This is a genomic window from Pseudomonas sp. Eth.TT006, assembly GCF_054456575.1.
Genome location: NZ_JBTJEN010000018.1, coordinates 13,061 through 26,676 on the forward strand (window position 1 = coordinate 13,061; position 13,616 = coordinate 26,676).

A 13,616-nucleotide genomic window follows, 5' to 3' on the forward strand; every position below is an offset into this window, starting at 1 on the left:
TCCTTAAATATGCCGAACATCCGTGTCGCGTCTGTGGGTATTGCGTTCCCGCAGCCGCCAGCCAAGCATAACCAAGGAACTGCCCATGAGCGCCAGCACCTCTGCCACCCTGCGTCACGACTGGACTTTAACCGAAGTCAAAGCGCTCTTCGTACAGCCATTCAACGACTTGCTGTTTCAGGCGCAGACCGTGCACCGCGCGCATTTCAACGCCAACCGCGTACAGGTTTCGACGTTGCTGTCGATCAAGACCGGCGCCTGCCCGGAAGACTGCAAGTACTGTCCGCAGTCCGGGCACTACAACACCGGCCTGGAAAAAGAAAAGCTGATGGAAGTGCAGAAGGTCCTCGAAGAGGCGGCCCGCGCCAAAGCCATCGGCTCGACGCGGTTCTGCATGGGCGCGGCGTGGAAACACCCTTCGGCCAAAGACATGCCGTACGTGCTGAAGATGGTTGAGGGCGTCAAGGCCCTGGGCCTGGAAACCTGCATGACCCTCGGTCGCCTCGACCAGGAACAAACCGAGGCACTGGCCAAGGCCGGTCTGGATTACTACAACCACAACCTCGACACCTCGCCGGAGTTCTACGGCAGCATCATCACCACCCGTACTTACAGCGAGCGCCTGCAGACGTTGGCCTACGTGCGTGAGTCGGGGATGAAGATCTGCTCCGGCGGCATCCTCGGCATGGGCGAGTCGCTGGACGACCGCGCGAATCTGCTGATCCAGCTGGCCAACCTCCCGGAGCACCCGGAATCGGTGCCGATCAACATGCTGGTGAAAGTCGCCGGTACGCCGCTGGAAAACGCCGACGATGTCGATCCGTTCGACTTCATCCGCATGCTCGCGGTGGCGCGGATTCTCATGCCGCAATCCCACGTGCGGCTGTCCGCCGGCCGCGAAGCGATGAACGAGCAGATGCAGGCCCTGGCGTTCTTCGCCGGTGCCAACTCGATTTTCTACGGCGACAAACTGCTGACCACCGCCAACCCGCAGGCCGACAAGGACATGCAATTGTTCGCGCGTCTGGGCATTCAGCCGGAAGCGCGTGAAGAGCACTCCGATGAAGTGCATCAGGCCGCGATCGAGCAGGCGCTGGTGGAGCAGAAGAGCAGCGAGCAGTTCTATAACGCGGCGGTTTGAACATCGCTTGAAATGCAAACCCTGTAGGAGCTGCCGCAGGCTGCGATCTCTTGATCTTGTTTTTAAAAAATCAGAATCAAAAGATCGCAGCCTGCGGCAGCTCCTACAGGGGATATTTCTGACTTTCGAGGCTTGCAATGTCTTTCGATCTCGCCGCACGCCTTGCTGCCCGCCGTGCCGAAAATCTCTACCGCCAGCGCCCGTTGCTCGAGTCGCCGCAAGGGCCTGAAGTGGTGGTCGATGGTCAGCCGTTGCTGGCGTTCTGCAACAACGACTACCTCGGCCTGGCCAATCACCCGCAAGTGATCGAAGCCTGGCGCGCGGGGGCCGAGCGCTGGGGTGTTGGCGGCGGCGCGTCGCATCTGGTGATCGGCCACAGTGGCCCGCACCATGCACTCGAAGAAGCGCTGGCCGAGTTCACCGGCCGGCGGCGTGCGCTGCTGTTCACCACCGGTTACATGGCCAACCTCGGCGCAGTCACGGCGCTGGTCGGGCAGGGCGATACCGTGCTGGAAGACCGGCTCAACCACGCCTCGCTGCTGGATGCCGGTCTGTTGTCCGGCGCGCGCTTCAATCGCTATTTGCATAATGATGCCGCCAGTCTGGCCAAGCGTCTGGAGAAAGCCACTGGCAACACGCTGGTGGTCACCGATGGCGTGTTCAGCATGGACGGTGATATCGCCGATCTGCCGGCCCTGGCGCGCGCGGCCACGGCCAAGGGCGCGTGGCTGATGGTCGATGATGCCCATGGCTTTGGTCCGCTCGGCGCCAATGGCGGCGGGATTGTCGAGCATTTCGGCCTGAGTCAGGAGGATGTGCCGGTGCTGGTCGGCACCCTTGGCAAGGCGTTTGGCACTGCGGGAGCCTTTGTTGCCGGCAGTGAAGAGCTGATCGAAAGCCTGATCCAGTTCGCCCGGCCGTACATCTACACCACCAGCCAGCCTCCGGCGCTGGCCTGTGCGACCCTGAAAAGTCTGGAATTGCTGCGCAGCGAACACTGGCGACGTGAGCATTTGCAGACGCTGATCCGCCAGTTTCGCCGTGGCGCCGAGCAGATCGGTCTGCAACTGATGGACAGCTTCACCCCGATCCAGCCGATCCTGATCGGCGATGCCGGGCGCGCCGTGCGTCTTTCGCAACTGCTGCGCGAGCGTGGATTGATGGTCAGCGCGATCCGTCCGCCGACCGTGCCCGCCGGCAGTGCACGTTTGCGCGTGACCCTGACCGCCGCCCACAGCGAGGCGCAGGTGCAGCTATTGTTAGAAGGACTGGCCGATTGCGTTGCCCAACTGCCGCCGGAGCCAAGCCATGCGTAATCGTCTGATCCTGCTGCCCGGCTGGGGTCTGGGTGTTTCGCCGCTGGAGCCTTTGGCGGCGGCGTTGCGCGGGCTCGACGAGCATCTGCACGTCGAGATCGAGCCGTTGCCGGAGCTTGAGTCCAGCGATCTGCAGGACTGGCTCGACGAACTCGATGAACGTGTTGATCAGGATGTCTGGCTTGGCGGCTGGTCGCTGGGCGGCATGCTCGCGTCCGAGTTGGCAGCACGCCGTGGTGAGCGTTGCTGCGGTCTGCTGACCCTGGCGAGCAATCCGTGTTTCGTGGCCCATGAGCAATGGCCGAGTGCGATGCCGGGCGAGACGTTCGATGCGTTTCTTGCGGGCTGCATGGCCGATCCGAAAACCACCCTCAAACGTTTCACGTTGCTGTGTGCCCAGGGCGCGCAAGACCCGCGTGGCTTGTCGCGCCTGATGCTCGGCGGTGCGCCGAATATGGCCCCGGCAGCCTTGATGGCTGGGTTGGAGTTGCTCGCGCAACTGGACACTCGCGTGGCGTTACAGGCGTTTCGTGGCCCGCAGTTGCACCTGTTTGCCGGGCAGGACGGCCTGGTGCCAGCGGAGGCCGCGGGCGAGTTGTTCAGGCTGTTGCCGGATATCGAAATTGGCCTGATCGAACAGGCCAGTCATGCGTTCCTTCTGGAAGACCCCCATGGTGTGGCGGGTGCGATCCAGGCTTTTCTCCACGAGTGCGGTGATGACTGATTTGTCTTTTGTTGCGCTGCCCGGCGGCTTGCCCGACAAGCGCCAGGTTGCGGCCTCGTTTTCCCGTGCGGCGGCCAGTTACGACAGTGTCGCCGAGTTGCAGCGCGATGTCGGCACGCAGTTGCTGCAGCGCTTGCCGGCGAGTTTTGTGCCGTCGCGCTGGCTCGATCTGGGCTGCGGCACCGGTTATTTCACTCGCGCACTGGCCGAGCGATTTGCCGAGAGTCAGGGCCTGGCGCTGGATATCGCCGAAGGCATGCTCGAGCATGCGCGTCCGTTAGGCGGGGCCGAGCATTTCATTGCCGGTGATGCCGAGCGTCTGCCACTGCAGGACGCAACCTGCGAGCTGATCTTCTCCAGCCTGGCGGTGCAGTGGTGTGCGGACTTCGAATCGGTGCTCAGCGAGGCTTTTCGCGTGCTCAAGCCCGGCGGGATTTTTGCGTTTGCTAGTCTTTGCGTGGGGACGCTGTACGAGTTGCGCGACAGCTGGCGTCAGGTCGATGGCCTGGTGCATGTCAATCGCTTCCGCGAGTTTGCCCGTTATCAACAGCTGTGCGCCGCCAGTGGTTTGCGCACGCTGAGTCTGCAGAATCAGGCGCACGCGCTGCATTACCCGGATGTGCGCAGCCTGACTCATGAATTGAAAGCTTTGGGTGCGCACAATCTGAATCCGGGTCGTCCCGGCGGTTTGACCGGGCGGGCGCGGATTCTGGGTCTGGTCGAGGCTTATGAGCAGTACCGTCAGGCACAGGGATTGCCGGCGACTTATCAGGTGGTTTACGCCGTGTTGGAGAAACCCTTATGAGCGCAGCCTATTTCATCAGCGGAACGGACACCGATGTCGGCAAGACCACCGTGGCTGCCGGCTTGCTGCATGCGGCGCGGGCGGCGGGGTTGACTACGGCGGCGGGTAAGCCGGTGGCTTCGGGTTGTGAAGTGACGCCCAAAGGCCTGCGCAATGCCGATGCGCTGGCGCTGCTGGCTGAATGTTCGGTGCCGCTGACTTATCAACAGGTCAATCCGGTGGCGTTCGAGCCGGCCATCGCCCCGCATCTGGCAGCGCGCGAGGCCGGTGTGGCGTTAACGGTGCAATCGCTGCTGGCGCCGATGCGCGAAATTCTCGCGCTGAATGCCGAGTTCACCCTCATCGAAGGCGCGGGTGGCTGGCGCGTGCCGTTGGCCGATCAGGCCAATCTGTCCGACTTGGCGATGGCATTGAAGCTGCCGGTGATTCTGGTGGTGGGGGTGCGGTTGGGTTGCATCAGTCATGCGCTTCTGACGGCTGAGGCAATCGCCCGCGATGGGCTGCAACTAGCCGGCTGGGTGGCCAACATCATCGATCCGAAGACGTCGCGGCTGGAAGAGAATCTGGCAACGCTGGCCGAACGGCTGCCGGCGCCGTGCCTGGGGCGTGTGCCGAAATTGAAGGCGCCGAGTGCCGAGGCGGTGGCGGCTCATTTGCAACTGGATTTGCTCGACTAAGCTTTTGTCTATGGGCAGGCACTGTGCCATTAGTGTTTTTGACGGGTGTTTTTCTGGCGCGTCTGCTTCAATGGCAACCATTGATCCTTCCCAAGGATGAGAACTCCCATGGAAATCTCCGGTAACACAGCTTTTTATGCGGGTTTGAGCACCATTCAGACCGGGCAGAACCGCGTCGATCAGGCGGCCAGCCAGATCGCCAATAACACCATTGAGCGTTCGGTCACCAGCCAGTCTTCCGAGGCGCAGGTCGATCGTCTGCGCGGTATCGACCGCAGCCAGCAGATGGATCCGGGCAGCGCCATGGCCGAGATGGCCCAAGGCAAGTTTCAGGTGGAACTGGGCACCAAAGTCGCCAAGGCTTCCGATGAAATGCTCGGTACGATCATCGATACCTTTGCCTGATTTTTTCCTCTTCTGTCCGCCGAACGCCGCGCCTTGTCGCGGCGTTTTCCGTTGTAAGTCCTTCTCCCTCAACTAATCTTTTTCAAGACTCGTGGCGCTTGGCAGTCCATGGCGATTTATTGCGTCCGGCGTTTGAAAAGAGCGGATGACGAACGGCAAAAGATCGACGCTTGACAAGATTTCGGCGTAAACGTATGTTTCAAACAACTGTTTGACCGTCATAACAAATCAACACGGTCGTTCATTCCCGGTTACATCAGCAGAGGTTTATCGCTATGCCTGACTACAAGGCCCCCTTGCGTGATATTCGCTTCGTACGTGACGAACTGCTTGGCTACGAAGCGCACTATCAGAGCCTTCCGGCTTGCGCCGACGCAACGCCTGACATGGTTGACGCCATTCTTGAAGAAGGCGCCAAGTTTTGTGAGCAGGTACTGGCACCGCTGAACCGCGTGGGCGACCTGGAAGGCTGCACCTGGAGCGAGTCCGGCGTGAAAACCCCGACTGGCTTCAAAGAGGCCTATAAGCAATTCGTCGAAGGCGGCTGGCCTAGCCTGGCGCACGACGTCGAGCACGGTGGTCAAGGCCTGCCGGAGTCGCTGGGTCTGGCTGTCAGCGAAATGGTTGGCGAAGCCAACTGGTCGTGGGGCATGTACCCAGGCCTGTCGCACGGCGCGATGAACACCATCTCCGAGCACGGCACCCCGGAGCAGCAGGAAGCCTATCTGACCAAACTGGTCTCCGGCGAATGGACCGGCACCATGTGCCTGACCGAACCGCACTGCGGCACCGATCTGGGAATGCTGCGCACCAAGGCCGAACCTCAGGCCGATGGTTCCTACAAAGTTTCCGGCACCAAGATCTTCATCTCGGCCGGTGAACACGACATGGCCGACAACATCGTCCACATCGTGCTGGCCCGCCTGCCGGACGCTCCGGCTGGCACCAAAGGCATTTCGCTGTTCATCGTTCCAAAGTTCCTGCCGAATGCCGATGGCACCATCGGTGCACGCAATGCCGTGAGCTGCGGTTCGCTGGAACACAAGATGGGCATCCACGGCAACGCCACGTGCGTGATGAACTTCGACGGCGCCACCGGTTTCCTGATCGGCCCGGCGAACAAAGGCCTTAACTGCATGTTCACCTTTATGAACACCGCACGTCTGGGCACCGCGCTGCAAGGTCTGGCTCACGCCGAAATCGGCTTCCAGGGCGGCCTGAAATACGCTCGCGACCGTCTGCAAATGCGCTCCCTGACTGGCCCGAAAGCACCGGACAAAGCCGCTGACCCGATCATCGTGCACCCAGACGTACGCCGCATGCTGTTGACCATGAAGGCATTCGCCGAAGGCAACCGTGCGATGGTGTACTTCACCGCCAAACAGGTCGACATCGTCAAATACGGCGTCGATGAAGAAGAGAAGAAGAAAGCCGACGCACTGCTGGCCTTCATGACGCCGATCGCCAAGGCGTTCATGACCGAAGTCGGTTTCGAAGCCGCCAACCACGGCGTGCAGATCTATGGCGGCCACGGCTTCATCGCCGAGTGGGGCATGGAGCAGAACGTTCGCGACAGCCGCATTTCGATGCTGTACGAAGGCACCACCGGTATCCAGGCGCTCGACCTGCTCGGCCGTAAAGTGCTGATGACTCAAGGCGAGGCTCTGAAAGGCTTCACCAAGATCGTCCACAAGTTCTGCCAGAACAACGAAGGCAACGAAGCCGTCAAAGAGTTCGTCGCACCGCTGGCCGCGATCAACAAGGAATGGGGCGAGCTGACCATGAAGGTCGGTATGGCCGCCATGAAGGATCGCGAAGAAGTCGGCGCAGCCTCCGTGGACTACCTGATGTACTCCGGTTACGCCTGCCTGGCCTACTTCTGGGCCGACATGGCACGTGTGGCCGCCGAGAAGCTGGCAGAAGGCAGCGGCGACGCAGCGTTCTACACCGCCAAGCTGCAAACTGCGCGTTTCTACTTCCAGCGCATCCTGCCGCGTACCCGTACCCACGTGGCCACCATGCTGTCCGGTGCCAACAACCTGATGGACATGAAGGAAGAAGACTTCGCACTGGGCTACTAAGCCTTAACGCGGTCTGACGAAAAACCGCTGCTCCTCCGGGAACAGCGGTTTTTTTATTTCTGATTCGCTCAGAAACCGGGGTTTTCGGCCGTTAAAGAGACTGCCTGTGATCTGGATCACATTGTGAGTGCTTAACTGCGCACATTGCAGGCACAATGCCATCTCTTTGCTATGACGGGTCGGAGCTTTACCCTTGCCGCGTTCTTCCGCTGTACGTTTCAGTCATTTCCTGCCTTCGCTGCTGTTGTTGCTTGCGGGGCTGTCGGCTGCGTACATCAAAGACCTCAATGTTTTCTTCACTTCGCTGTTCAATGTGCTGCCGACCCTGGTGCTGCTGTTGGGTGGTGCTTACTGTGCGGTTTACCGACGTCAGCGCGAACTGTTTCTGATGCTCACGGTGTACATCGCCTACTTTCTGCTCGACACCCAGACTGACTATTACCGCGACAACGGCAAAGTGCGTGACGACGCCGCGGTGGTGTTCCATCTGGTCTGTCTGCTGCTGCCGTTGCTGTTCGGCCTGTTTGCCGCGTGGCAGGAGCGCACCCATCTGTTTCAGGACATGGTCGCGCGATTCGCGGTGCTGCTGGCCTTTGGCAGCGTTGCTCTGGGGCTTGAACAAAGTTATCCCCAGGCGTTGCTGCTGTGGCTTTCGGAGATCCGCTGGCCGGCGCTGCACGGGGCGTGGATGAGTCTGATCCAGATGTCCTATCCGGTATTCCTCTCGGCATTCCTGCTGCTGGCGTGGCAATACTGGCGCAATCCGCGTCCGCTGCATGCGGCGCAACTGGTCGGCTTGCTCGGGGTGTTCTGGATGCTGCCGAAAACCTTCATCCTGCCGTTTACGCTGAACATCATGTGCAGCCAGGTAATGTTGATGATTGCCGCCGCCGTGGCGCACGAGGCGTATCAAATGGCCTTCCGCGACGAGCTCACCGGATTGCCGGGGCGTCGCGCGCTGAATGAGCGCATGCAGCGCCTGGGGCGCAACTACGTGTTGGCAATGAGCGACGTCGATCACTTCAAGAAATTCAACGACACCCACGGTCACGACGTCGGTGATCAGGTGCTGCGACTGGTTGCCAGCAAACTGTCGAAAATCAGCGGTGGCGGTAGGGCGTATCGCTACGGCGGTGAGGAATTTGCCCTGGTGTTTGCAGGCAAAACCCTTGAGGAGTGCATGCCGCACCTGGAAGTGATCCGCGAGTCGATTGCTTCCTACAACATCCAGCTGCGCAATCAGGAAAACCGTCCGCAGGATGACCAGCAAGGTCGCCAGCGCCGTGCTGGCTCCGGCGCTTCCAGCGTTTCGGTCACGGTCAGTATCGGCGTCGCCGAGCGGGTCGATCAACGCACCCCGGAAGAAGTCCTGAAGTCCGCCGACCAGGCCTTGTACAGCGCCAAGGGCGCCGGGCGTAACTGCGTCATGGCGTTCGGACAGAACCGTCGCGGCGCGGTACGCATGGACAGCGCCGCTAGTTGAATCGAGTCCTACCCGTTCTCTGAAGAGCCCGCGATTGCGGGCTTCTTTTGATCCATGAAATGCCAGTGACTAAAAATAACAAATCAGTCACTGGCTGACCCTATGTGTCGCAAAAGTTGTTGAGGTACACTCGGCCTCAACGAAAACACCCTTCCACGAATCACCTGTTTAGATCTTGCGAGGTTTGCCATGGCTGACTACAAAGCGCCGCTGCGCGATATGCGCTTCGTCCTCAATGAAGTATTCGAAGTCGCCAAACTCTGGGCCGAATTGCCGGCATTGGCCGAGACCGTCGATGCGGAAACCGTGGAAGCCATTCTCGAAGAAGCCGGCAAGGTCACCAGCAAAAGCATCGCGCCGCTGAGTCGTGCCGCCGACGAAGAAGGCTGCCACTGGAAGGACGGTGCAGTCACCACGCCGGCCGGTTTCCCACAGGCTTATCAGACTTACGCCGAAGGTGGCTGGGTCGGTGTCGGCGGTGATCCGGCCTATGGCGGCATGGGCATGCCCAAAGCCGTTTCGGCGCAGGTCGAAGAAATGGTCAACTCCGCCAGCCTGTCGTTTGGTCTGTACCCGATGCTGACCGCCGGTGCCTGCCTGTCGATCAACGCCCACGCCAGCGAAGAGCTGAAAGCCGCGTACCTGCCCAACATGTACGCCGGCATCTGGGCCGGTTCCATGTGCCTGACCGAGCCACACGCCGGCACCGACCTAGGCATCATCCGCACCAAGGCCGAGCCGCAGGCCGACGGTTCCTACAAGGTCAGCGGCACCAAGATCTTCATCACCGGCGGTGAGCACGACCTGACCGAAAACATCATTCATCTGGTGCTGGCGAAACTGCCGGACGCCCCGGCGGGGCCGAAAGGCATTTCGCTGTTCCTGGTACCGAAGTTCATGGTCAATGCCGATGGCAGCCTCGGTGCGCGCAACCCGGCGAACTGCGGGTCGATCGAACACAAGATGGGCATCCAGGCGTCCGCGACCTGCGTGATGAACTTCGACGAAGCCGTGGGTTATCTGGTCGGCGAGCCGAACAAGGGTCTGGCGGCGATGTTCACCATGATGAACTACGAGCGCCTGGGCGTCGGTATTCAGGGCCTGGCCAGCGGCGAGCGCTCGTATCAGAACGCTGTCGAATACGCCCGCGATCGTCTGCAGAGCCGTTCGCCGACCGGCGCGCAAAACAAGGACAAGGTCGCCGACCCGATCATCGTCCACCCGGACGTGCGTCGCATGCTGCTGACCATGAAAGCCTCGAACGAAGGTGGCCGCGCGTTTTCCACCTACGTGGCGATGCAACTCGACACCGCCAAGTTCAGCGAAGACGCCACCACCCGCAAAAGAGCGGAAGACCTGGTGGCGCTGCTGACGCCAGTCGCCAAGGCGTTCCTCACCGACCTCGGTCTGGAAACTACCGTGCACGGCCAGCAGATTTTCGGCGGCCACGGTTACATCCGCGAGTGGGGCCAGGAGCAACTGGTACGTGACGTGCGCATCACCCAGATCTACGAAGGCACCAACGGCATTCAGGCGTTGGACCTGGTCGGGCGCAAGATCGTAGGCAGCGGCGGCGCGTTCTATAAGCTGTTCGCTGACGAGATTCGCCACTTCACCGCGACGGCCAGCGCTGAACTGGGTGAATTCACCAAGCCGCTGAACGATGCTGTAGGCACTCTGGATGAGCTGACGGCGTGGCTGCTGGATCGGGCGAAAACCAATCCGAACGAAATCGGCGCGGCCTCGGTCGAATATTTGCAGGCCTTCGGCTACACCGCTTACGCCTACATGTGGGCGCTGATGGCGAAAGCCGCGCTGGGCAAAGAAACGCAGGACGATTTCTACGCCAGCAAGCTGGGCACCGCACGCTTCTATTTCGCCCGTTTGCTGCCGCGTATCCACTCGTTGAGCGCTTCGGTGAAGGCCGGCAGCGAGTCGCTGTTCCTGCTGAACGCCGAGCAATTCTGATGAGGTAACGTCATGTAAGCAATCTCTTACATGACGTGCTGCTGTTCTCCCATAGGCGTAGATTGGATCCACGGCTAATCTACAACTCATGGACGTCGCGCAGGAAGCGCAAAGTAACAACACGGACACGTAGGATTCTGCCAGGACGGCGGAGTGAAATGGATGTCAGGGAAACAGTCTGCAAAGCCCCGCTTCGGCGGGGTTTTCTTTTGCCTGAAGAAAAGTGCTCAGGTCAGTGGATCCAGTGTTGGCTTCTCTTCGCGCTCCATAACCTCTTCGAGCAGAGTCCGCAGCAGCGCCAACGAGGCTTGCTGGCGTTGTACATCGCGACATACCAGCCCGACCTTCAGCGGCACCCGTGGTTCGCTCAGCGGTTTCCACAGCAAGTCCTGATCGTCGTACTCCTTTTGCGAACGTCCCGGCAGCACCGTCGCCAGTCTGGTGTGCGGCAGACTGTCGAGAATCCCCAGCATATTGTTGAGTTCGGCCTGCACCTGTGGCCGGCGCCCAAGGCTCGTCAGTTGCGCCTGCCAGATCTGCCGGATCTGGAACTCCTCGCCCAGCAACAACATCGGCAGCTCGGCGGCCTGCCGCATCGAGACTTTCTTGAATTCACGCAGCGGGTGATCTGCCGGGATCACCAGCGTCAGCTCGTCTTCATACAGCAGCACGCCATGCAGACCCGGTTGGCGCGGCGGCAGGTAGCTGATGCCGATGTCCAAAGAGCCGTTGAGCAAGCGGCGTTCGATCTCCAGCCCGGTCAGCTCGTAAATCTGCACCACCAGATGTGGCTGCGCCTTGCGCACCCGTTCGAGCATTTGCGGCACGAGGCTGGTGTGCACGGTTTGCAGCACGCCGATCGCCAGTGTGCGCACCGCCTGACCCTTGAAGTTACCCAGCGCCTCCCGCGCTCTTTGCAGTCCATCGAGCAGCGGCAGGGCGTGGTTGTACAACGTGTGCGCGGCGAAGGTCGGCAACAGGCGTTTGCTGCTGCGTTCGAACAGCGTAACGTCGAGGTTTTGTTCGAGTTGGCGGATCTGCTGCGACAGTGCTGGCTGCGAGATCGACAAGCGCTCGGCAGCACGGCCGACATGACCTTCTTCGTAGACCGCGACGAAATAACGCAGTTGTTTGAAATCCATAAGTAATGCTTATCGAAAATGCTGGTAAATCGAAATGGCCCGAAGCCGTCCGTGAGCCTAGTCTAACCGTAATCACAAGGCTTACAGGGCCAAAGAGCGCGATGAATAGCGTTTGCTTCGATAGTGTATGCATAGGCAGTTCAAAAAACCTCGGACGAGGTGTTTTTCAATGAATCTGTTCAGTTTGCGGCGCCAGACGCCGAGCCTTGATGACCTCGCGTTTGAGGCCAGCTCACCTGATGCAGGCGAAAGCCTGACTGCCGAGCGGCTGATGCCCAGCGTCGAGCGCCCGCAGCAGGTGTTCGTGCGTGGCCAGGGCTCCTGGCTGTGGGACAGCAACGATCGCGCTTATCTCGACTTCGTCCAGGCCGGTGGCGCCAACAGTCTGGGGCACAGCCCTTCGGCGTTGGTCAAAGCGATTGCCGCTCAGGCTCAGGCGCTGATCAATCCCGGTTTCAACCTGCACAATCGCGGCATGCTCAGTCTCGCCGAGCGGCTGTGTGCCAGCACCGCAAGTGATCAGGCCTATTTGCTCAACAGCGGCAGCGAGGCCTGTGAGGCGGCGATCAAACTGGCGCGTAAATGGGGTCAGTTGCATCGGGGCGGCGCGTCGCGAATCATCGTGGCGAAGCAAGGCTGTCACGGTCGGAGTCTGGCGACGATTTCGGCATCGGACAGTTGCAACCTGCATAACCACTTCGCCCCGTTGCTGCCGGGTTTTGATTGGGTGCCGTTCAATGACTTGCCGGCGCTGCATGCGGCGGTCGATGCGCAAACCGTGGGGATCATGCTCGAACCGATCCAGAGCGATGCCGGGGTGATTCCGGCCAGCGAGCATTACCTCAAAGGCGTTGAGCGCCTGTGTCGTGAGCTGGGCATTCTGCTGATTCTCGACGAAGTGCAGACCGGCATCGGTCGCTGCGGCAGCTTGCTCGCCGAACAGTCCTACGGCGTACGCGCGGATATCGTCGTGCTCGGCAAGGGGCTGGGCGGCGGTGTGCCATTGGCGGCGCTGCTGGCCCGGGGCAAGGCCTGCTGCTTTGAAGCGGGTGAACTGGGTGGCACCCATCATGGCAACGCATTGATGACGGCGGCTGGCCTGGTGGTGCTCGACAGCGTGCAGGATCGGGCGTTTCTGCAGCAAGTCAACGACCACGGCCAGTACCTGCGCGAGGGTCTTGCTCGACTGGCCCAGCGTTACGGCCATGGCGAATTGCGTGGGCAGGGGCTGTTCTGGGGACTGAGCCTGTCAGAGGATTCAGCGGAGGCTGTAGTCACAGCCGCCCTGCATGAAGGCCTGCTGCTCAACGCACCACAAACCGATTGCCTGCGCTTCACCCCGGCACTCACCGTCAGCAAGGGCAACATCGACGAAATGCTCCTGCGCCTGACCCGTGCCTTCTCACGAGTACGCACCGCGCAACTGCAATGCCGCAAAGGGGTTGCCGTCTGAGCTGAAGTTTCCTACCCGATTTCCAGAACCGTCTCGCGGTATAACGCACGCCTCACGCCTGATTCTTTTGGCGTGGGGCGTTTTTTTTGTGTCTGGTGATGGCGATCAACTGGCAACTGCACTGAACCCTGACGAACGGCGCGGGTCGATTAGCTTGTATGGCTCATGTGAGCCAACCCCCATTCAGGAGCTGACCCATGGACTTCATTCGTATCATCATCGCCATTCTGTTGCCGCCACTGGGTGTGTTTCTGCAGGTCGGGTTTGGCGGGGCGTTCTGGTTGAACATTCTGCTGACACTGTGCGGCTACATTCCGGGGATCGTGCACGCGGTGTACATCATCGCCAAGCGCTGAGTTCTGCGGCGCCAGATAGATGCCTTCGCGAGCAAGCCCGCTCCCACATTTGATTGTGTTATCTA

12 protein-coding genes are annotated in these 13,616 nt (G+C 60.6%); 11 read left to right on the top strand and 1 reads right to left on the bottom strand.

Annotated features, from left to right (window positions below; genetic code table 11):
- The first annotated feature begins 85 nt into the window (after positions 1-85).
- From bioB to ACXR0M_RS23620, 9 genes are all read left to right on the top strand, one after another.
- A complete protein-coding gene (gene bioB / locus ACXR0M_RS23580; protein WP_458834069.1) occupies positions 86-1,141 on the top strand; it encodes a biotin synthase BioB in 1,056 nt (351 codons plus the stop codon).
- A gap of 137 nt (positions 1,142-1,278) precedes the next feature.
- Complete coding sequence (gene bioF / locus ACXR0M_RS23585; RefSeq protein ID WP_458834070.1) at positions 1,279-2,457, top strand: 8-amino-7-oxononanoate synthase; 1,179 nt, start codon at positions 1,279-1,281, stop codon at positions 2,455-2,457.
- Positions 2,450-3,181, top strand: coding sequence for an alpha/beta fold hydrolase (locus ACXR0M_RS23590; RefSeq protein WP_458834071.1), 732 nt, complete (start codon positions 2,450-2,452; stop codon positions 3,179-3,181). The genes bioF and ACXR0M_RS23590 overlap by 8 nt, the downstream gene beginning before the upstream one ends.
- Positions 3,174-3,986 carry a malonyl-ACP O-methyltransferase BioC gene (gene bioC / locus ACXR0M_RS23595; RefSeq protein ID WP_458834072.1) on the top strand — a complete coding sequence of 271 codons (813 nt, stop codon included), beginning with the start codon at positions 3,174-3,176 and terminating at the stop codon, positions 3,984-3,986. Before ACXR0M_RS23590 ends, bioC begins: the two co-directional genes overlap by 8 nt.
- Positions 3,983-4,663 (top strand): dethiobiotin synthase, encoded by a 681-nt coding sequence (gene bioD, locus ACXR0M_RS23600; RefSeq protein ID WP_458834073.1) that lies wholly within the window; start codon positions 3,983-3,985, stop codon positions 4,661-4,663. The genes bioC and bioD overlap by 4 nt, the downstream gene beginning before the upstream one ends.
- 108 nt (positions 4,664-4,771) lie before the next feature.
- Entirely contained in the window at positions 4,772-5,068 is a 297-nt protein-coding gene (locus ACXR0M_RS23605) for a hypothetical protein (protein WP_003228898.1), read from the top strand.
- A gap of 275 nt (positions 5,069-5,343) precedes the next feature.
- Complete coding sequence (locus ACXR0M_RS23610) at positions 5,344-7,149, top strand: phenylacyl-CoA dehydrogenase (protein ID WP_458834074.1); 1,806 nt, start codon at positions 5,344-5,346, stop codon at positions 7,147-7,149.
- Positions 7,150-7,342: 193 nt separating this feature from the next.
- Entirely contained in the window at positions 7,343-8,632 is a 1,290-nt protein-coding gene (locus ACXR0M_RS23615) for a GGDEF domain-containing protein (RefSeq protein ID WP_458834075.1), read from the top strand.
- A 189-nt stretch (positions 8,633-8,821) separates the two neighbouring features.
- Entirely contained in the window at positions 8,822-10,600 is a 1,779-nt protein-coding gene (locus ACXR0M_RS23620) for an acyl-CoA dehydrogenase C-terminal domain-containing protein (protein ID WP_458834076.1), read from the top strand.
- 227 nt (positions 10,601-10,827) lie between these two features.
- Here the strand turns inward: ACXR0M_RS23620 and ACXR0M_RS23625 are convergent, their stop codons facing one another.
- Positions 10,828-11,742, bottom strand: coding sequence for a LysR family transcriptional regulator (locus ACXR0M_RS23625; protein ID WP_458834077.1), 915 nt, complete (start codon positions 11,740-11,742; stop codon positions 10,828-10,830).
- A gap of 169 nt (positions 11,743-11,911) precedes the next feature.
- Here ACXR0M_RS23625 and ACXR0M_RS23630 point away from each other — a divergent pair, with 169 nt between their 5' ends.
- The gene (locus ACXR0M_RS23630) at positions 11,912-13,195 is read left to right on the top strand and encodes an aspartate aminotransferase family protein (RefSeq protein WP_458834078.1); all 1,284 of its coding nucleotides are present in this window, start codon (positions 11,912-11,914) and stop codon (positions 13,193-13,195) included.
- 197 nt (positions 13,196-13,392) lie between these two features.
- The gene (locus ACXR0M_RS23635; protein ID WP_003228885.1) at positions 13,393-13,551 is read left to right on the top strand and encodes a YqaE/Pmp3 family membrane protein; all 159 of its coding nucleotides are present in this window, start codon (positions 13,393-13,395) and stop codon (positions 13,549-13,551) included.
- The last annotated feature ends 65 nt before the right edge of the window (positions 13,552-13,616 follow it).